This is a genomic window from Rhizobium sp. AG855 (assembly GCF_003610655.1).
In the GTDB taxonomy this organism is placed as follows: Bacteria; Pseudomonadota; Alphaproteobacteria; order Rhizobiales; family Rhizobiaceae; genus Allorhizobium; species Allorhizobium wuzhouense.
On record NZ_RAQG01000005.1, the window covers coordinates 57,566 to 77,281 of the forward strand.

Genomic DNA, 19,716 nt, shown 5'->3' on the forward strand with positions numbered 1-19,716 from the left:
TCAGGCTCCTTGGCTCTCAGTTTTGTCCAGGACATTCAGGAGAAAAGTCCGGACTTGTTTGTCGAGCGTGCTGCGGTTTTGAATGAGTTTGCGCAGGTAAAGTGCTGCCGAGGCTTCGATCTGGCGCAGCATGCTGGCGGCGGACTTGAGATCATTGGCGGCGCAGATCACACCGTGGCTCGCCATCAGATAGGCGTAGACATCCGGCCGGATCGTCCTGGCGAACGCCTTGGCCAGCATGCTCGTACCCGACGGACGGTAGGGCACCAGCGCCACATGCGGGCCGAGGGCCGTGAGATCGCAACCCGGCGCCCAGGGCAGCATCTCGTGCAGCAGCGCAACGGCGCTGGCGATCGGCTGATGGGTATGGATACTGGCATAGCGGGAGGGATGTGCCTGAAGCATGGTGGAATGCAGTGCTTTTTCCACCGTCGGCGTCTTTTCGCCGGCGACAACCGAAAGCGTTGCGATCTCCAGGATCGGCACGTCGGCGGCGGTCATCGTATAGTAGTCCGTCGCGGATGGGGTGACGGCCATCAGGCGGTCATCCAGTCGCACGCCGATATTGCCACCCGTCCCGGCAAAATAGCCGTGATCCGAGAGGTGGCGGCACATATCGACGATCTCCTGGCGGGCCGTGGTGAACCTAGTCATTCTTGCTGCCCTTCGAGCCGTTGAGTTTCTGGTAGAGCGGCGCCAGTCTGCTGTGCAGTTCGGTAAAGATGCCGAAGCGTTCGTCATAGAAGCGCGTGGCAGGCGGTGATGGCTCGTAGCTCCGCTCGATCTTGACGTGTCGCACGGCTTCGTCGAGCCGCATCAGGCCGAGGCCATGGGCCCCGATAAAGGCTGCTCCGCGCGCGTTCGCCTTCATCGGTTCGTGCGGCTGGTGGATCGTGACGTTCAGCACGTCCGCATAAATCCGGCACCAGGCATTCGACAGGGCGCCCCCGCCGATCATCGTGATCGTCTCAGGCCTTCTGCGCATGAAGCGCTGGATCGGCTTCATCATCCAACGCGTGTTCAGCGCCACGCCCTCGAACACGGCGCGGACGATGGTTTCCCGGTTGTGCTCCATGCTCAAATTGAAGATGCCCGCCCGGAGCGACTGATCGTCCACCGGGCAGCGCTCGCCGAACAACCAGGGCAGATACATGGCCCCGTCAGCACCCATCGGCTGACGCGCGGCGATCTCGTCGAGGACGCGGTAGGTGTCGGCGGAAGGCTCTCCCTGGACGAGCCCGTCGTCGTGCAGGACGATCCTGTCCTTCAGGAAGGCGATATTGTTGGCCCCGCTCGATTGCAGGGCGATCATCAGATATCGCGAAGGAACGGCGCAGGGGATCGAGCCGATCTGATCGAGAACGCTCGTGCGTTTGAACGGCACGTGCGCTGCGATCCAAGAAGACGAACCGACATAGAGATGGCAGTCGTAATCGTCGATCGTGCCGGCGCCGATTGCAGCTGCGGTGTTATCGATTGCGCCGGCCACCACCGGTGTCTTCGGCGACAGACCAAGAGCTTCGGCAACGTCTGGCAGGATCGTCCCGATCACATCCGTGCAGCGCACCAGATCGGGAAACTTGTCACGGTCGATACCGCTCATCGCGACCAGATCATCATCGTATCGGATGTTGTTGGGATCGCGATTGTCCGTCACCCAGGAGGTGAGAATGGAATCCTGCGTGGCACAGAAGCGCCCGGTCAGGCGCAGATTGAAGTAGTCGAGTACGTTGAGGAATTTGTACGTCCGCTGATAGATCTCGGGAAAGGCATCGCGCACGAGCAGCATATGGCCGGCGGGGTCCTTGCCGGACAGGGCAGGGGCACCGCCACAGAGGCGGAGCCATTTCTGCAGCTTGATCGCATTGTAGCCGGCCACTTTCAGCGCGCCGCGCATCTCGCGCTTGAGATAGCGGGCGCCGCGCATATCGAGCCACAGGATCGCATTCATCAGGCTCTGGCCATTACGGTCGACCGGAACCGTGCCTTCGCCCTGTGTGGAGGAGCAGATTGCCACGATGTCCGAACGGGAGACGTTGCCAAAGCTCAGAACCTCACGGGCCGCTTCGACAAAGGCCGTCCACCAGTCCTGCGGACGCTGTTCCGCACCGATGCTGTCGACGACGAGCAGTTGCACCGGCCTGAAGGCCCAGGCCACGACGTCGCCAGTCAGCGAAACCAGCCCGACCTTGCAGCCGCTGGTCCCAAGATCGATGGACAGTACATATTGCTCTGCGTTTGCCATGGCCCCTCAGCCGACATCGACCGGTATTGTCCGGCCTGTTGTGCTTGTAAGAGAGGATAGACCCGCGTCCCGACCCGCATGAAGCGGTCGAGCTGTCCTAATGAGGGTCTATTCCGGCCAAATCGACGATACGTCGTTGCGCAGAGCGCCCGGTGTCGTGCCAGTCCAGCGACGAAATGCGCGGCGAAAATTGTGAGGGTCCGTAAAGCCGACATTGAACGCGATCTGCTCGACCGACATGTGCGGATTGGCCAGAAGCTCCAGCGCCCGATTCTTACGCAGGTCATCCAGCAGGCCCTGGAACGACACCGAGCTTTCCGCCAGGCGCCGCCTGAGAGTCCGTTCGCTCATGCCCAGTGCCTTGGCGATCTTGGAGATGCTGATCCTTTCCTGGAGTTTCTGACGCAGCACGCGTTCGACCGACTCCGTGATTTCCGCTGCCTCCCGGGAGCGGGTCCGGTGATAGGCGATGAATTCGCACAGCTGCCGGTGGCTGAAAGGGTCCGCAGTCGCAAGGGGAAGCTTGTACAGAGCCGGATCGAAGAAGAAGACGTTTTCCACGCAACCAAAGCGGATGTCGCAGCCGAAGATCTCATGATAGGCCGCAGCATGCACGGGTGCGGGATAGGCGAGTTCGATCCGCAACGGTTTGAAGTTTTCTCCGATCAGCGCAATGCCGATACTCATGAAATTGGCGAAGGCTTCCTCGACGAGAAAGGTGTAGATGCCCGGCTCGTGAAACCGGCTGGCGGCCGTCACCGCAACACCGTCTGTGCTCGCGCGTGTGTCGAACTCAAGCATGCTGCCTGTGTCCTTCTGGAACTGCAGGCCCAGCTTGACCGCCTCGCCGACGGTGGGCGCCGTCAGCATGGCGTAACCCACGAGCCCGACCGAATTGATCTTCTGCCGGAACCCCGTTTCCAGACCGAGCGCGCGTCCTTCGGCCATCTGAAGCGCACGCAGGATCGCTTCCCGTCCCTGGCGAAAGGAGACGCGGCACCCGGGATCCTGGAGGTCGTCGAGCGTGAGGCCCAGGCCGACCAGGATCCTGTTGGCATCCAAACCGGACGCGGCCACCGTCATGGCCAGGCTTCTCAGCATGAAGGCCGGAATATTTGCCGTCATGTAGCGGGAATCGGTTTGCTTCATGCGCTGCTTCTGCCTCCCCATCGGCGCGCTTGGGCGTCTTTCCGTTGATACCGATGACACATCTTCGGTTTGCGACTCGTCAAGCCAACTTGGTCGCATATCGTTTCGATTGGCCGGAAAAGACCCCAAAGAGGCCCTGAAATCCCTTGTCGCCAAACGGCTGCGTCATATTCTCGTCATCGCGACGGCGACAGAAGGACCGGAATGGGCAGCGCCGCGCGGAAACCCTGGGGGGCGACTGCAATGATCTTGTGGATTCTCGGATTGAGTGCGGCCTATGCCGTGGCGCTGAACGGCACCATGGTGATGCCGGTCGTCGTCCTGGCGATGAGCAAACTCGCCGGCTATGATGAAGGGCTGGCGACGGTCGTTGCCAGTGCAGAACTCGCGGGCGTCGCCATCTACGGCATCTTTCTGCCCAAGCTCGCGGTTCGCTCCTGGCGCCCTGTTGCCATCGTGGGTTTGCTGGCGGTCATCCTGGGGGAAGCTGCAAGCTTCTGGCAGCAGACCCCGGCCTTGCTCGCCGGTGCACGTTTCGTCACCGGTCTCGGCGAGGGAGCGATCTTCAGCATTGTTGCAATGAATCTTGCCTCGCTCGCCAATGCCGAAAGACTTTGGGGCGCACTTGCGCTGATCGGTGGCACCGCCATGGGCATCCTTCTCTTTGTCGTCTCGCTGATGCCCCATCAGGAGGCGGAAGCGCCCGTGTTCCTGACGCTCACGCTCTTTGCCGCCTTGATGGCACCGCTCTTTCTACTCATCGCCAAGCGTCCGATGGCGATGGAGAGAGCGACCGCTCATTCGAAGCTCGACCGCTCGAAAATGCTTCTCACCATGGTCATCGTCTTCATGGTCTATGCCGTTCAGGCGGGACAGTGGGCGATCTGCGGCTATGTTGGTGAGCGCGTCGGCTTGAGCAATGCGGAGGTCGGTTTCTATCTGGCCGTCTCGTCGCTTGCGGGTTTCGTCGGTGCCATCGTGCCTTCCATGACCCAAGACAAGTCCAAGCGGCTTCCGTTCGTGATGCTTGGCTTCCTCGTCATGGCGGTCTCCGTCTATTATCTCTTCAACATTTTCACGCCGGTGGTGTTCATCAGCACGCAGATCCTAGTCAATGTCGGCTTCTTCATCGTGACGCCTTTCGTCACGGGTGTTCTGACGGAAAATGACCCGGATGGGTCGTTGATGTCGCGTATTCTGGTGATCGCAATTGTCGGGGCGACGTTGGGTACCGCAGTTGCCGGCCCGGTCTTCGTTTCAGCCGGCCCGGCTGCCTTTGCCTGGTCCTGCCTCCTGCCGCTGGCACTGGCCGCCATATGCGCCGTCATGGTATTCGGTCATCTCCACCGTGGCCTTCCGGTTGCGGCAAAATCAGGTATGACGGAGTAAGGCCTTGAGCGAAGACAATTCTGCGGAGAGCCTTCTATCCCACGCTCTCGTCCGACAGCGAGCCGCATTCGAGTCTGATCCCTTTCCGACGCTTAGCCAGCGCCGTGACAGGCTGGACCGGATTGCCCGCCTGCTGAAGGAGCGGGAACAAGAGATCTGCGCAGCAGTCTCACGTGATTTCGGCCATCGCTCTCTGCATGAGACAACCATGTTGGAGATCGTGCCGCTGATGAGCGCTCTCCGCCACACGCGCTCCCATCTGAAACATTGGATGAAACCGGAGCGACGCGGCCGGTCCCTCGAATTCCTGCAGCTGTCGAATTGGGTTCAGTACCAGCCACTCGGTGTCATCGGCATCATGGTGCCCTGGAACTATCCGGTGTTTCTGGCGCTTGGGCCTCTGATCGATATTCTCGCTGCCGGAAACCGGGCGATCATCAAGCCGTCCGAGCTTGTGCCGCAAACCTCAGCCTTGCTCACGCGTTTGATCGCCGAATATTTCGCACCCAATGAGGTGACCGTGATCGAAGGCGGCGTCGACGTGGCGGCGGCCTTCTCTGCGTTGCCGTTCGACCACCTGATCTTTACCGGCTCGACCGCCGTCGGCAAGAAGGTCATGGCAGCTGCGGCCGCCAATCTGACGCCAGTGACGCTGGAACTCGGCGGCAAGTCGCCGACCATCATCGCGCCCGAATATGACCATGCCTCCGCCGCACGCGACATCGTCTTCGGCAAGCTGATGAATGCAGGGCAAACCTGTATCGCACCCGACTACGTCCTCGTCGAAAGAAGCCGGATGGATCGGCTCGTTGAAGCGCTGGTGACTGAAATCAAGCGGTGTTACCCCCGCCAGACTTCGGCCACGCAGTATACCGGTATCGTGGGCGAACGGGGGCACGAGCGACTTTTAGGCGGGCTCCAGGAATGCCACGACCGCGGCGTCCGGGTCGTTTCTGCGGATATCGCATTGCCACAGACGGGATTCAGCATCGCGCCGACGCTGGTGATCGATCCGCCGGTCGACTGCCGCCTGATGGAGGACGAAATCTTTGGGCCGATCCTGCCGATCATACCGTATGATACGCTCGACGATGCGATCGCCTTCATCCGTGCCCGCCCGCGACCGCTTGCGCTCTACCTGTTTACCGGCAACTCCGAGATCGAACGCAAGGTGCTGGCTGGGACCATTTCCGGCAATGTCACGATCAACGGCACTCTGCTGCACGTGGCACAGAACGATTTGCCGTTTGGTGGAGTGGGGCCGAGCGGGATCGGGGCCTACCACGGGCTTGACGGTTTCAAGCGCTTTTCGCATGCCCGCGGCACCACAAAGGTCAGGATCTTCAATCCTGCACGCCTGGCCATGCCGCCATATGGCCGCCTGACAGAATTTCTGGCCAAGGTCATGGGACGCGGCTGAATCAGGTGGCGCTGCCCCGTGGAGAAGGGCTCGCTGCAGGCAAGAGGACAAAAAGGGGGCCGACATGGCGGGTGAGGGGGTATCCTGGCGCAACTGGTCCGGTAGCGTGGGGGCGGAGGTTCAGGCAATTGCGCGACCAGCCGACGAAGAACAATTGCGCGAGACGATCCAGCAGGCGCCCGGCCCCCTGAGGCTTGTCGGTTCCGGGCATTCCTTCACGCCGCTCGTCGCGACGTCCGGCACCGTCGTCGATCTCGCGGCGTTTTCGGGGCTCATCGGTCATGATGACGTTCAGACGACAGCGACTGTGGGCGCCGGCACCAAGCTGGGACAGCTGACCGAGCTGCTTGCCGGCCTTGGCCAGGCTTTGCCGAACATGGGCGATATCGACAAGCAGACCGTCGCCGGCGCGCTCGCAACCGCGACCCATGGTTCCGGCCTTGGGCTTGGCGCCTACCACACCCAATTGCGGATGATGCGCTTTCTCGAGGGACGCGGAGCGGAGCGGGAGTTTCTGGTGGACCGCGATCAGGAGATGATCGAGGCAACGGGTGTCACGCTCGGTGTGTTCGGTGCGCTCACCGCCGTCACCTTCCAGAACGTTCCCCGTTACAATCTGCGGCGCAAGCGAAGCATGCAGCCGCTCGGCCAGGTTCTCGACAACTTCGAAACGCTCATGGCCGCACACCGCTCGGCTGAGGTCTTTTTCGTTCCCTTTGCGCGGCATGCGCTCATTCAGACACTCGACATGACCGAGGAGAGCGGCGATTTCCACATGACCTCGGAAGACGAGGCCGGCCTCGCGACGCTGAAGATGCTGCGGACATATCTGAAATGGCTTCCGAGCCTTCGGCGCCTGCTGATCGGCAACGCGATGGCCAAACTCTCCGACGAAGAGGCCGTGGGCGAGTGGATGAAGATCTACGTCTCAGACCGGCAGATGAAGTTCAACGAAATGGAATACCACCTCCCCTTCGAGGAGGGTTCGGGAGCGCTCACGGAAATCATCACGTTGATCGAGAAGCACTTCCCGCAGGTCTATTTTCCCGTGGAAGTGCGGAGTGTGCAGGCAGACAAGTTCTGGCTCAGTCCCTTCTACAGGCGGGACACGTGTTCGATCGCCGTCCATCATGATGCGGCTGAAGATCCCACAGCCTTCTTCCGCGCCGCGGAAGCGATCTTTCGACGCCGGGGCGGAAGGCCGCATTGGGGCAAGATGCACAATCTCACCGCCTCGGATCTGGCCGCGTCCTATCCCCGTTTTCGTGATGCGATGGAGGTGAGGCGGGACCTTGATCCCGACAATCGCTTCATCTCTCCTTACATGGCCCGGTTGCTCGGTATCGCGCCATGACGGGAGCGGCGTATTACCAGAGGCTTTCCACCGCCCTTGTCCAGGCGGAACTGCATCGACCGGTTCTTGTCATCGACCGCGACCGGCTCGACGGAAATATCGAGTTGGTTCGAAAGCGATTGGCACCCGGCCTTGGGCTGCGGATCGTCGACAAGTCTCTATCCTCGATTCCGCTGATGCAGCATATTCTTTCCCGGTGCGACACCATGCGCATCATGAGCTTTCATCTCCCGATGACGCTTGCGATGCTGTCAGCCTTTCCCGAAGCGGAAGTCCTTTTCGGCAAGCCCGTACCGATCGCCACATTGACGTCGAGCCTCAATCATTCCCCACCTGAGATGGTCGATGATGTTCTGCGCCGGTGTGTCTTCCTCATCGATGACATGGCTCGCCTCGAGCAATATGCGGCGCTCGCGCACAGTTCCGGCAAAACCATCCGAATTGCCTTCGAGGTGGATGTCGGCATGCATCGCGGCGGTTTCCAAACCCCGCAGACGCTGCTGGCGGCCGTGGCGCGGGCAGGAGAGGCATCCGGCCTCAGGCTGGAAGGCGTGATGGCCTATGAGGCGCATATACCGCAATTGCCGCGTCTTTTCGGTGGGGCGTATGAACAGGTTCGGGTCGAAGCAAGGCTCAACGACGTCGTTGCCGCCCTGCCGCCAAAGGCGCGCAACATCGTCAATACCGGTGGCAGCAAAACGGCTTTGACCTATGGGAACGCAGGCACCATCACCGAGGTGTCGATGGGCTCGGCTTTCCTCAAGCCCACGGATTTCGAAATTGAGACGCTGTGTTCTCTCCAGCCTGCGGCTTTCATCGCAACGCCGATCCTGAAGGTCGGCGACATGCGCCTTCCCGGTCCGGCTTTCCTGACCTACCTGACGCAGGCGTTCGGCAGTCTCCCCAAAAAAGGTTGCTTCCTTTATGGCGGGAAATGGATGGCCGAGCCTGTCCATCCTCGGGGACTGCAAGAGAACCGTTTGTGGGGGCATTCTTCGAACCAGCAGATGATGGCGTTGCCGCACGACACCGATGCAAGGCCTGACGACTTCGCCATTTTCCGCCCGACACAAAGTGAAGCGGTCCTGCAACATTTCGACGGCTTGTACGTGATGTCAGGCGGGCGGATTGAGGAACGATGGCCCGTCTTGCCGGCCGGATAGTGGCCGGTTGCGGTCAATTCTAGTTCGAGACCTGGGGAAGGGCCAGTTGCCAATGCACCTGAATCGGGTCGCACGATCAAGTATCGTGCATCTTTTCTCTAGCTCCGTTTTCCCGCAAGATGCGGCGCGTTTAGAAAAAGCGGTGACGCAAATGGATTACAAGGGAAGCGTTCCAGGCCTGTTCCTGGATTTGGGATTCTTGTTTTGTTAAAAAGTATGATTTATGAAAGTCAATACTAAATTATATTATAAAAGAATAAAATTTATATTCTGCAGCGCGCAATTTTTATTAATTATTAGATGCATTTGATATAAATTATCGCATTTTTAATTAATAAATTGATAATATTACATAACTACCGCCTTTCCTATGGCCCCTGCAGTACATGGGGCGCTTCTGCGTGCGACGTAATGTAGGCGGCGTAGTTCGGCGGGGTGACGCATGGTGAACATAGGATATGCCCGTGTCTCAACGGAAGAGCAGAGTCTGGATCTGCAATTGGACGCTCTCAAGGCTGCTGGCTGCCAGCAGGTTTTCTCGGATCAGGGGATGTCTGGCAAGACGACGGAGCGCCCTGGCCTCACTCAGGCAATGGCGGCCGCCACAGCGGGGGGGAAATTGGTGGTTTGGAGGTTGGATCGCCTAGGGCGTTCTCTGCCTCACCTCATCAAGCTGATCGACGAACTGGGAGCCCGGGGCATACAGTTTCACTCGCTGATGGAGAATATTGATACCAGTTCGTCAAGTGGACGTTTGATCTTTCACATCATGGGTGCTCTGGCCGAGTTCGAGAGGAATCTCATCAGCGAGCGCACGAGAGCTGGTATGGCGGCCGCCCGTGTCCGAGGTGCGCGGCTCGGAAGGCGGTCCGCCTTGTCGGCTCTTGATGTTTGCCAATTGAAAAACGCGCACAAGGCGGGCGCTGAACTGTCGACGCTGACCAATAAATTCGGCGTTACGGAGCGCACCCTTAGAAGGTATCTCAAGCATTCGATGTCGGTGATTGCCGTGCTCTCGCTGATGCCGATCGACGGCCTCTGCGGCGGCAGCGCGGTAGCGATGCCGGAGGGGGCCAAGCCTGTTGGTTTTGACAGCGCTGCGATGTTGACGCGCGACAACCGCTGAGTGCAGACTGACACGTTCCGGTATGATCACTCGGCGGCTGTGCCGCCAATTGGCTAATCGCCGCTAAGCCTTGGCTTCAGAGGACCTCCCGGTACGGGATATTCTCGGAAGCCAAGCCTACAGGGTCTGGAGGACCACTCTCAGCCCCGACGCGCACCGCGCCTACGCCGTGCTATCTGCCTTTCCAATCTTGGTTCCACAAATTCACGATATCGTTCTATGCCTGCTGCTTGCCACCTACCGAGATGGTCAAGGTCTGGATTGCATCGCGCCGTTTCTCCACGCGATTTCGGATCATGCGACGTAGAGAGTGTGGCGCAAGCCCATGCGCTTTGGCCAAATCGAAGATCGTCGCTTCGCCAGATTCGAGGGCGTGCGCGGCACACAGCAGTTCTTCATCGCTGAGGATAGGCTTGCGTCCGACATGTCTACCCAAATTGCGAGCTGCAGCCATACCGGCACGTGTTCTCTCGCTGATCAGTGAGCGCTCAAACTCTGCGAGCGCGGCCATCATGTGGAAAATCAGCCTTCCCCCTGGAGAACTCGTGTCGATGTTTTCGCAGAGAGAGAGAAAATGGATGCCACGCCTCCCAAGCTCATCAACCAATCTCACGAGGTGCATCAAGGAGCGCCCCAGCCTGTCGAGGCGCCACACCATCAAGGTGTCGCCCGGCTTCAGTACTTTTGTAAGTGCATCCAGGCCAGGACGGTGGAAATCCTGCCCCGAAATACCGTGATCCGAATAAATCTTTGTGCAGCCTCTCTGTTTGAGTGCCTGAATCTGTAGGTCCAGCTTCTGGTCTTCGGTCGAAACGCGAGCGTAGCCAATATTCATAATCAATTCCCATCTAATCCGGATTTCTCCAGGTTGGACCAAGTTTGGGCCGACGTATCATCTGCGTTGACAATAAGGGGTCCTTTTCGTCCGGGATTTTTTTCCGCATTTTAAATCAAAAAAATCCAAAATTTTCAGTGTAGATTCGAATCTGCCGTCCTTCGCAGTCTTGTTACGTGAAGGGACCCTTTAATGCACCGTTCATATTCATTATATTCGAATTTATGCACGAATATATTGGTGCGTAAAGGCGATTTTTCTAGAGTAAATGCGGATTTTTGCTCGTTTTTATTGAGTCTATATTCAAGATATTCTCCGATTTGGCTTCGGAAGAATAATCGATCCATCTCATCGAAATGCATCGTTCCGACCGCCGATTGGGCGCGGTCGAGCTTGATTAGCTCCCGGCGCGCGCCGGGTTTTCGTGAAGATCTGCGTGTTCGGGAGCGCTCGCCGACTGGGTGAGGCGGAGCGGCGAGCTTCTTTTCAAATCGATTTCGTGGAATTTTTAGGGGGACTGAACGTGGTTTCACATCATCAAAATCGCGCTTTGCTTTCATCGTTGAAGGGCGAGCGTTCGACGGCTTTCTCTGGCCTGTCAGGGCGCCGGCTTCGCTTGGCCGCAGGCGTATGCCTGTTCTCGCTGGCATTGGGGTCAAACTTCGGCCTGGGTGCGACTCGCGCTGCGGCCGATTGCTTGCAGCCCTGTGGGGGTGGCCAGGGTCCGTCCGACCTTTGGGTTGAGCAGGACACGAGGACGCTCTCGGACGAGGCTTTGGATGTCAGCACGTTGACTGTGGGCAGTTCCAGTCCCGCGACCCTCGTGATCAATGAATCCGCAGATCTGACGAGCGTGAATGCGACAATCGGCACGCCGGACAAGGGCGAGGCCAGTGTCGAGCTGAGTGGCGCCGGTTCGACGTGGTCCAACAGCTCTGAGCTGACGGTCGGCTCAAACGGCGGTAGCGGCAACATCACCGTCTCTGACGGTGCTTCGTTGACCACGCGACGTCTTGCGCTGTCCACGGCGAGTTGGGAGCAGGGCGCGGGTGGCGATGGGACGCTGGAAGTGACGGGCGCAGGCACGGTCTGGACCAGCACCGGTGGCGTTGACATTGCCCGTACAGAAGGATCGCACGGCTCCCTGACAATCTCAGATGGTGCGACAGCATATATCCGCAATACGGGCATTTACACCGGTGCAGGTGCTGCGATCACCATTACGGGCGACCAGACCCATGTCGAGATCGGCAACCCGGAGGATACCGCGCAGGCGGCCTGGTTGAGCCCATCCGGAGGCTCGGTGACGGTGTCGGACGGTGCTTATCTCTACGCCAGTGGAATTTACATTGGTCCCGACGGATCGAACCTGACGACTATGACCGTAACGGGTCCGGACACCGTCGTTGAGACGAGGGAGCGGATCTATGTGGGCGGTCAAAATGGCTTTCGGGATGTCGATCCTATGAACGGCAATGGGGTTCTGGCGATCTCCAATGGTGCCAGTGTGACCTCGGCCTCAGTCGGTGCCGGCATGGATCCCAGATCTTTCGGGCTCATACAGGTCGCCGGCGAAGGCAGCCAGCTTTCCGCACGGGAAAATACCAGCCTGAATGCCATGGGGAACGTCTATGCCGGATATGCTGGTATGGGCATCATTGCGGTATCCGATGGTGCTGTTCTTGAAGCCGATAACGAAGTCCGCATTGGCTGGCTGGATGGATCCAGTGGTGTGCTGGTCATCGGCGGGCTGTTGGATGCCGAAGCTGCCGGGACGGTGATTGCTGACAAGATTGTCTTCGGGGACGGTCATGGTGAACTCGCCTTCAACCATACGTCTTCGGACTACGAATTCGCTGCTGCCCTTTCAGGGGCTGGCATCCTGACGGCGCAGGCCGGAACCACGATCCTGACCGGAGATTCCTCCGACTTTACCGGAACTTTGAATGTCACGGGCGGTGTCCTTGACATGAAGGGCGCGAGCGGCGCGGCAGCCGTCGTGATGGACGGCGCGACCCTCAAGGGTGGCGGTACCGTTGGCTCGGTCGATGCGCGCGCAAAGTCGGTTGTCGCACCGGGCAATAGCGCTGGCACGTTGACCGTTACCGGTGACTACAGGCAGGCGGACGGCTCGATCTACCGTGCCGAACTGGTGCCTGGTAGCTCGACCATCCCGACGGTTGGCAGGAGCAATCGCGCCGGACCCGTTCCCAACCGCGCGAGCAATGACCTCATTGTCATCGGTGGGGAAGCCACCCTGGAATCCGGTGCCATTCTCGACGTGGTGAAGGATGGCAGCGATCGCTACAGGCTTGATGCACGCTACGAGATCCTGACGGCAGATGAGGGTGTCGCTGGTACCTTTAAGGTTCAGGGAGATACGCGCGTATCGCAATTCTACGACTTGCTGGCCGACTATCAGCCTCGTTCTGTGTCGCTGATATCCACGCAAACATCGAGCTTTGACAGTGCCGCCCTGACGTTCAACCAGTTTGCGGTCGCCGAAACTCTGGAAGCCCTGGACTCGGCTGCCGAGATCCGCGGGGCTGTGGGCATCGTGCAGTCTGCTGAAGAAGCACGGCTGGCTTTTGATCAACTGTCGGGCGAGGTTCATGCTTCGGCAGGTGCCGTTCTCCTCGAGGATAGCCGTTTTCTGCGCGAAGCGATCGGTCGACAGGTGGCATCAGAGACCGACGGTGAAGGACCGGCTTTCTGGAGCCAGGGATATGGCAGCTGGGCCAAGGTCGACAGCGATGGCAACGGGGCCGGTTTCGATCGCAATTCGGGTGGAGTCTTCTTTGGAGCCGAGGGCGACTTCACCGATGCGTTCCGTCTGGGTTTTGTGGGCGGGTATGGCAACACGTCTCTCAGCCTTGCAGAGGGTCGGGGGGCGGTGTCCATCGACAGCTACAGCGTTGGCCTCTACGGCGCCGGCACGTGGGACAGGCTGAACTTCAGCATGGGCGTCGCGCAGAGCTGGCACCAATTGGGTTCCCAGCGCGGCGTGCGGTTCGACGAATTCCAGGACCAGCTTACGGCTGATTACAATGGTCGTACGGCGCAAGCCTTTGCGGAACTCGGATACCGGCTCGATTCCGGTCCGGTCGCATTCGAGCCCTTTGCCGGTCTCGCCTATGTCAACGCCGACACCGATGCCTTCGTGGAAGACGGCGGGATCGCCGCACTTCGTGGGGCAGGTGTGGATACTGACGCCACCTATTCCACCCTCGGCCTTCGGACGAGCGGTCATTTCGAGGTCGCTGGCGTGCCATTGGCTGCCACCGGTTCCATGGGATGGCGTCACAACTTCAGCGACACCAGCATAAGCTCGATCCAGGGTTTCGACATCGGCAACAGCTTCGCCGTTTCGTCCGCGTCTCTTGGCCGTGACGTCGGTTTCGTCGAGGCCGGTTTGACAGCGGATCTCGGGTCCAACGCACGCCTGAGCCTCGCCTATTCCGGGCAGTTCGGGAAGGAGGTCAACGAGAGTGGTGTGAAGGTGCGGTTTGACGTCAGTTACTGACCACGTGGGTTTCAGTCCGACTTCGTGCCCCTGAGCTTCTTCAGCCGTACCACACACCCCCAAGCTCTTGTGGTGTCCGGCCTGGAGGAGGAGAGGCCCGCGTTCGCCGCCATGAGCGAGGGCCTATGGGCTGGGACCGTCGTCCCGGCCCAACTCTACACACTGTGCCGCTCCTTCGAATTGTACCTGAAGCCGGCTGCTGGAAACCGAACATCGCCGGGCACTCTGCGGGCGTCTGCAAGGCCAGTCGAACTGCAACCGCAATGAGCGCCGGCCTCGCAGCAGGTGTTGTCGCAGCAATGATCGAACGATGTCCCATTCAACGCATTCACGGCGGAGCTTACCTATGAAGAGCCACCTACAGTTCATGATCGTGATCGAGAATCTGGCCTGCATCGCAGCGGCCTATTCCGACGGTGTTGCCGGGCGTGTGTTGAGCGAAATCTGGCGACGTTTCGATGCGGCCTTGCCGGTCTCCGACTGGGAAAGGGAGGAGGAGCCCTACGGGCTTTCGCTCCGCTTCGTCGGGCCTCGCTTCGATGAGGCGCGTCTTGAGGAACTTGAGGAGGTCGTGCAATCGGCCGCGCTCACGCCGTTGACCGTCGGCAAAGTCAAGCTGGTGGTGGCGCTGGGGCTGTCTCAGAATGAAGGGGCCGCCACCGTCCGCTACATCAACCGCAATCTGAACATTGCGCAATACCGAGCGGACATGGACGCGGCGGTTGTCGCTTACGCTGCCCTTCAGTCTGGCAAAGTCCGGTTTGCTGAACAGCCGATCGTCGCGACGGATTCGCCGGAGAAACTTCTCTATCGGGAGCGTCTGATCCGCCTTGCCGACGCCGCCGGTGGCGGCATTGCGCCCGGTGCGTTCCTGCCAGCGATCGAACGGCTCGGCTTGACCGGTGCTTTCGATCGCTGGGTGATCATGGACACCCTAGGAGAGCTGGAAATCAATCCGGACCTTCTGCTTGGCTGCAACGTGTCGGCCATGTCGTTGAGTGCCGACGGCTGCTGGAATTCCTGCCTGCGAGGCCTGCGGGCAAAGCCAGATGTGGCAAGGCGTCTTGTCATTGAGGTGACGGAGACAGCCCTTCCTGCAGACATCGGCACAGCCACCGATCTGCTCTTTGCGTTCAAGGATGCCGGTTGCCGCATCGCGCTTGATGATTTCGGGTCTGGCTACAGCTCGATTGCGTTTGCCCGCGTCGTGCGTCCGGACATCATAAAGCTGGATGCGATTTTCGTGGGTGAGACATCGGAGACCATCTTCGGAAGCGAGATGCTCTCGAGCCTCATCACCATGTCGTCCTGCATGTCCAGCCTGGTCGTCGTCGAGGGCGTTGAAGATGCTCATTGCCTTGCCGTTGCCCAGCTTGCCGGCGCGCAGTGGCTGCAAGGCTATCATTTCGGCAGGCCGGAAATCCCGCAGGACCGTTCACCGGCTGCCACGCCGCCGGTTCGCCTGCCGAATACCGATCGTCCGCGCCGACGTCACGTCATCCGGCAGCCTCTGGCAGCAGAGGAGACCCTGCGTTGAATCTTCGCACGAGTTCATGGGTGCTGCTGGATGCCGGCGCTTCGGTCAGGATTGCTGGTTCTCTCGCCGATCTGGCGCAGGGTGCGGGCAAGGTCGAGCGCACCAGCCTTCTCGCCGCGTTCCAAGGTCTGGACCCGTTTTCTGCACCCTTCGAGCACCCGTTCCGGCATCTGACCGATTGCGCGCAGGCGGCACGCGATCTGGCATCCAGCCACGAATACCAGCTTTCCGACAGGCAAATGCAGGTCGTCATTTCCGTCTACGAGGCGGGACTTCTGAATGGCTACGACGCCGTCACGAACGAGGTTCCTGACCAGGAAGCCGAAGGCTTTTCCCCCACAGATGCCGCCTGCATCTACGCCGTGGCATGGCGGCACGGCGACGCAATTCGCCGACGCTGGCGAGCATACGGCCATCTGGTGAGCATCCTAATCGGAGACCGCCAGCCATGATGGGCAAGCTTTCCTTCTCGCCGTCTGTTCGCACGGCCACCCCAAAACTCTTCCTGCGTGCAATGCGCAGCGACCTGCTTCATCAGGGAGGCGTCGATGTATAAGCAAGCTGTGGGGTTCTGGGACGGACCTCGTCATATCGCCTTGCGGGTTCGCTACCAGCTGGTGGGTGGCCTCCTCTTCGCGATCGGCATTCCGCTGATCCTTCGCATGTTGTTCGTGCCGGAGGTTCTATCCAATGCCAATCACCAGATCACGGTAACGGCCGCAATTGTCGCGCATCTCGCGGGCTATGTGCTCTATCGCCGCCTCGGGACGTATCCCGGCTTTGCGGCTGCGGGTGCAATCCTGCCGACCTTTGCGCTGACGTATGGCACGGTCTTCGTCATCATCTTCTTCTTCCGGTTTGACTACAGCCGCTTCCAGGCGGCCGGCTCCTTCACTCTGTCGACCGTCTGGTATTTTGGCTGGAGCTTCCTTGTCAGCAAGCTGAAGCCGACACGCCTTGCCGTGGTCCCGGCGGGTGATATCAGCCAGGTCACATCGATCGGTGACGTGACCTGGCGTGTTCTCACCTCGCCAAACCAGCCGCCAGAGCGGATCCAGGGTGTGGTTGCCGACCTGCGTGCGGACATTTCCGCCCCGTGGGAGCGTTTCATCGCCGATTGCGCGCTCTCAGGAATCCCGGTCTATCATGTGAAGCAGATTGTCGAGTCCCTGACAGGCCGGGTCGCCATCGACCATCTCTCGGAAAACACGCTCGGCTCGCTCAATCCGAACCAGGCCTATCTCGCGATCAAACATGCCATCGACAGCGTCTCCGCAGCGATCGCACTGGTGCTCCTGCTGCCCTTCCTGCTGGTCGTGGCCCTGCTGATCAAGATGGACTCACCCGGGCCTTCGCTCTTCTGCCAGGAGCGCCGTGGTTACCAGGGCAAGGTTTTCACGATCTACAAATTCCGCACGATGCGTGTGGCGCAGCACCACCAAAAGGACGACCGCGAGCGTGCCGTTACAGCCGACAGCGACCAGCGTATCACCCGGCTCGGTCGCTTCCTCAGGCGCACGCGCATCGATGAGCTGCCGCAGTTGCTGAACATCCTTCGTGGCGAAATGAGCTGGGTGGGCCCACGGCCCGAGGCTCTGCCATTGTCCAGATGGTACGAAGAAAAGCTTCCATTTTATCGATACAGGCACATCGTTCGGCCCGGAATTACAGGTTGGGCTCAAGTCAATCAGGGGCATGTATCAGCGGTTGAGGATGTGAGGCAGAAGCTTCACTACGATTTTTACTATGTAAAGAACTTTTCTCCTTGGATGGACGTCATTGTATACATCAAGACCGTAGCGATAATCATAAATGGATTCGGCGCAAAATAGAAAAATCAGGCCGATTCGCCTATTTATATTTTCGAAATCACGGCATTTGCTTGCAGGTCCGTCGAGGGCCGCAGCATGAAATGGAAAGGTATCAATCGATGAAGCTGCTCGTGACGGGAGGGCTGGGGTTCATAGGCTCCGCAGTGGTCCGGATGGCGGTCGAGACGGGCCACTCGGTGGTCAACATCGATGCCTTGACCTATGCGGGCCGGATCGAGAATGTCAGCACGGTTGCCGACAATCCGCTCTACGCCCTGGAGCGCGTCGATATTCAGGATCGCGCGGCTCTCGACCGGATATTCGCGCGTTTCAATCCTGATGCCGTCGTGCATCTGGCAGCAGAGTCCCATGTCGACCGATCGATCGACGGTCCGGACGATTTCATCCAGACGAATATTGTTGGGACCTTCTGCCTGCTGGAGGCTGCCCGTGCATACTGGTTGAACAGTGGAAAGCCGGAGAGCTTCCGCTTTCAGCACATCAGCACGGACGAAGTTTTCGGCTCCTTGCCGCGCGATCCCTCGGTCAAATTCACCGAGACCACCGCCTATAACCCCCGCAGCCCCTATTCGGCTTCGAAGGCTGCTTCCGACCATTTGGTGCGTGCATGGCACGAGACCTATGGCATGCCGATCCTGTTGACCAACTGCTCGAACAATTACGGGCCGTATCATTTTCCGGAAAAGCTCATTCCCCTCGCAATCCTCAGGGCATTGGCGGGGAAGCCGATCCCGATCTATGGCGACGGCAGCAATGTGCGGGACTGGCTCTATGTCGAAGACCACGCTGAAGCCCTGATGACGGTGCTCGCGAAAGGGACGGTCGGCTCCAGTTACAACATTGGCGGAGACAATGAGCTCACCAATCTCGAGCTCATTCGGACGTTGTGCGCCATTCTCGACAGCGAGAAACCAAAATCTTCCGGCAATTATGCCGACCAGATCGTCTTCGTTGCCGATCGGCCGGGGCATGACGTCCGATATGCCATCGACGCCACACGGATCCGTACCGAGCTTTCGTGGCAGCCTTCGGTGACCATTGCAGAAGGGCTCCGCCGGACTGTGCGCTGGTACCTTGAGAATGAAGCCTGGTGGCGCCCGCTCATGGATCGGAAGGGCGCAACTGCACGCATCGGGAGCCGCGCATGACCGACACGGCTCTTCATCCCGCTGAAAGCGGACGTCTCTCAAGTTCTTATGCCACGCCGGAGGTTCGACATGTCGTCTCGTAAGGGGATCGTGCTTGCGGGTGGCTCGGGCACCAGGCTCTACCCGATCACCGTGGGGCTCTCGAAGCAATTGCTGCCGCTCTACGACAAGCCGATGATCTACTATCCGATTTCCATCCTGATGCTGAGCGGCATCCGCGAAATCGCGATCATCACCACCCCGCAGGACCGCCAGCAGTTCGAGAAGGCGCTGGGTGACGGCAGCCAATGGGGCATCGAGTTCACCTGGATCGAGCAACCGTCGCCGGATGGTCTCGCACAGGCCTATATCCTCGCGGAGGATTTCCTTGCCGGCGCACCTTCGGTGATGGTGCTGGGCGATAATGTCTTCTTCGGTCACGGTCTGCCGGTTCTTCTGGCGGAGGCCGCCTCTCAGACCACAGGTGCGACTGTATTCGGTTACCGCGTCGCCGATCCGCAGCGCTATGGAATCGTGTCCTTCGACGAGTGCGGGCGCGTATCGAGCATCGTCGAAAAGCCGCCGGTTCCGCTGTCGGACTATGCGGTCACCGGCCTCTACTTCATGGATGGCACCGCTCCGGCCAAAGCACGCAGGGTCGTCCCATCTGCGCGCGGCGAACTCGAGATTACGTCCCTGCTCGAGCAGTATCTCGAAGAAGGAACGCTCACTGTGCAAAAGATGGGCCGCGGTTATGCGTGGTTCGACACCGGCACGCATTCCAGCCTGCTGGATGCCGGCAATTTCGTCCGCACGCTGCAGATGCGCCAGGGATTGCAGGTGGGATCCCCTGACGAAATCGCCTTCGACCAGGGCTGGATCGATCAGAACGCCCTCGTCTCGCGCGTAAACCTCTTCGGCAAGAACGACTATGGCCGCTATCTGGCGGGGCTGCTGAAATGATGATGTCGGCGGGTATCAGCAGCGGCAATTTTTCTGGGCCATTCGGCTGCGGC

Annotated in this window: 15 protein-coding genes; 11 read left to right on the forward strand and 4 right to left on the reverse strand. The window is 59.6% G+C overall.

All coding sequences use genetic code 11. The features are described from left to right. From DFO46_RS19525 to DFO46_RS19535, 3 genes are all read right to left on the reverse strand, one after another. Positions 1 to 654 (reverse strand): class II aldolase/adducin family protein, encoded by a 654-nt coding sequence (locus tag DFO46_RS19525; protein ID WP_120278681.1) that lies wholly within the window; start codon positions 652 to 654, stop codon positions 1 to 3. Further along, positions 647 to 2,245, reverse strand: coding sequence for an FGGY-family carbohydrate kinase (locus DFO46_RS19530; RefSeq protein ID WP_120278683.1), 1,599 nt, complete (start codon positions 2,243 to 2,245; stop codon positions 647 to 649). Before DFO46_RS19530 ends, DFO46_RS19525 begins: the two co-directional genes overlap by 8 nt. A gap of 108 nt (positions 2,246 to 2,353) precedes the next feature. After that, a complete protein-coding gene (locus DFO46_RS19535; protein WP_110794047.1) occupies positions 2,354 to 3,394 on the reverse strand; it encodes an AraC family transcriptional regulator in 1,041 nt (346 codons plus the stop codon). Positions 3,395 to 3,637: 243 nt separating this feature from the next. On the opposite strand from DFO46_RS19535, the gene DFO46_RS19540 reads away from it, so the two are divergent. The 5 genes from DFO46_RS19540 to DFO46_RS19560 all read left to right on the forward strand — a co-directional run bounded on the left by DFO46_RS19540 (position 3,638) and on the right by DFO46_RS19560 (position 9,846). Further along, complete coding sequence (locus DFO46_RS19540) at positions 3,638 to 4,783, forward strand: MFS transporter (protein WP_120278684.1); 1,146 nt, start codon at positions 3,638 to 3,640, stop codon at positions 4,781 to 4,783. A 4-nt stretch (positions 4,784 to 4,787) separates the two neighbouring features. Then, the gene (locus DFO46_RS19545; RefSeq protein ID WP_120278686.1) at positions 4,788 to 6,203 is read left to right on the forward strand and encodes a coniferyl aldehyde dehydrogenase; all 1,416 of its coding nucleotides are present in this window, start codon (positions 4,788 to 4,790) and stop codon (positions 6,201 to 6,203) included. A 64-nt stretch (positions 6,204 to 6,267) separates the two neighbouring features. Beyond that, positions 6,268 to 7,557 (forward strand): D-arabinono-1,4-lactone oxidase, encoded by a 1,290-nt coding sequence (locus DFO46_RS19550; protein ID WP_120278688.1) that lies wholly within the window; start codon positions 6,268 to 6,270, stop codon positions 7,555 to 7,557. Positions 7,558 to 7,862: 305 nt separating this feature from the next. Next, positions 7,863 to 8,720 carry an alanine racemase gene (locus tag DFO46_RS19555; protein ID WP_348627757.1) on the forward strand — a complete coding sequence of 286 codons (858 nt, stop codon included), beginning with the start codon at positions 7,863 to 7,865 and terminating at the stop codon, positions 8,718 to 8,720. 442 nt (positions 8,721 to 9,162) lie between these two features. Beyond that, on the forward strand, positions 9,163 to 9,846 hold the full coding sequence (locus tag DFO46_RS19560; RefSeq protein WP_348627758.1) for a recombinase family protein: 684 nt from the start codon (positions 9,163 to 9,165) through the stop codon (positions 9,844 to 9,846). Between the two features lie 217 nt (positions 9,847 to 10,063). Here DFO46_RS19560 and DFO46_RS19565 read toward each other — a convergent pair whose 3' ends face one another. Beyond that, on the reverse strand, positions 10,064 to 10,681 hold the full coding sequence (locus tag DFO46_RS19565; RefSeq protein ID WP_110792627.1) for a recombinase family protein: 618 nt from the start codon (positions 10,679 to 10,681) through the stop codon (positions 10,064 to 10,066). A gap of 796 nt (positions 10,682 to 11,477) precedes the next feature. On the opposite strand from DFO46_RS19565, the gene DFO46_RS19570 reads away from it, so the two are divergent. The 6 genes from DFO46_RS19570 (at position 11,478) to rfbA (ending at position 19,663) form a co-directional block, all read left to right on the forward strand. After that, on the forward strand, positions 11,478 to 14,204 hold the full coding sequence (locus DFO46_RS19570; protein ID WP_245422673.1) for an autotransporter domain-containing protein: 2,727 nt from the start codon (positions 11,478 to 11,480) through the stop codon (positions 14,202 to 14,204). A 346-nt stretch (positions 14,205 to 14,550) separates the two neighbouring features. After that, positions 14,551 to 15,741, forward strand: coding sequence for an EAL domain-containing protein (locus DFO46_RS19575; protein ID WP_183041965.1), 1,191 nt, complete (start codon positions 14,551 to 14,553; stop codon positions 15,739 to 15,741). After that, positions 15,738 to 16,193 (forward strand): hypothetical protein, encoded by a 456-nt coding sequence (locus DFO46_RS19580; protein WP_120278695.1) that lies wholly within the window; start codon positions 15,738 to 15,740, stop codon positions 16,191 to 16,193. Before DFO46_RS19575 ends, DFO46_RS19580 begins: the two co-directional genes overlap by 4 nt. 96 nt (positions 16,194 to 16,289) lie before the next feature. Beyond that, positions 16,290 to 17,573 carry a sugar transferase gene (locus DFO46_RS19585; protein ID WP_120278697.1) on the forward strand — a complete coding sequence of 428 codons (1,284 nt, stop codon included), beginning with the start codon at positions 16,290 to 16,292 and terminating at the stop codon, positions 17,571 to 17,573. 98 nt (positions 17,574 to 17,671) lie between these two features. Next, positions 17,672 to 18,721, forward strand: coding sequence for a dTDP-glucose 4,6-dehydratase (rfbB, locus tag DFO46_RS19590; protein WP_120278698.1), 1,050 nt, complete (start codon positions 17,672 to 17,674; stop codon positions 18,719 to 18,721). A gap of 69 nt (positions 18,722 to 18,790) precedes the next feature. Continuing rightward, the gene (rfbA, locus tag DFO46_RS19595; RefSeq protein ID WP_110792633.1) at positions 18,791 to 19,663 is read left to right on the forward strand and encodes a glucose-1-phosphate thymidylyltransferase RfbA; all 873 of its coding nucleotides are present in this window, start codon (positions 18,791 to 18,793) and stop codon (positions 19,661 to 19,663) included. Positions 19,664 to 19,716 lie beyond the last annotated feature (53 nt).

Excerpts from the sequence above, each read along its gene's own strand:
- DFO46_RS19565 (WP_110792627.1), bottom strand. The coding sequence starts at position 10,681 with ATGAATATTGGCTACGCTCGCGTTTCGACCGAAGACCAGAAGCTGGAC.
- DFO46_RS19560 (WP_348627758.1), top strand. The coding sequence starts at position 9,163 with ATGGTGAACATAGGATATGCCCGTGTCTCAACGGAAGAGCAGAGTCTG.
- DFO46_RS19575 (WP_183041965.1), top strand. The coding sequence starts at position 14,551 with ATGAAGAGCCACCTACAGTTCATGATCGTGATCGAGAATCTGGCCTGC.
- DFO46_RS19550 (WP_120278688.1), top strand. The coding sequence starts at position 6,268 with ATGGCGGGTGAGGGGGTATCCTGGCGCAACTGGTCCGGTAGCGTGGGG.
- rfbB (WP_120278698.1), top strand. The coding sequence starts at position 17,672 with ATGAAGCTGCTCGTGACGGGAGGGCTGGGGTTCATAGGCTCCGCAGTG.
- DFO46_RS19530 (WP_120278683.1), bottom strand. The coding sequence starts at position 2,245 with ATGGCAAACGCAGAGCAATATGTACTGTCCATCGATCTTGGGACCAGC.
- DFO46_RS19525 (WP_120278681.1), bottom strand. The coding sequence starts at position 654 with ATGACTAGGTTCACCACGGCCCGCCAGGAGATCGTCGATATGTGCCGC.
- DFO46_RS19585 (WP_120278697.1), top strand. The coding sequence starts at position 16,290 with ATGTATAAGCAAGCTGTGGGGTTCTGGGACGGACCTCGTCATATCGCC.
- DFO46_RS19535 (WP_110794047.1), bottom strand. The coding sequence starts at position 3,394 with ATGAAGCAAACCGATTCCCGCTACATGACGGCAAATATTCCGGCCTTC.
- DFO46_RS19540 (WP_120278684.1), top strand. The coding sequence starts at position 3,638 with ATGATCTTGTGGATTCTCGGATTGAGTGCGGCCTATGCCGTGGCGCTG.
- rfbA (WP_110792633.1), top strand. The coding sequence starts at position 18,791 with ATGTCGTCTCGTAAGGGGATCGTGCTTGCGGGTGGCTCGGGCACCAGG.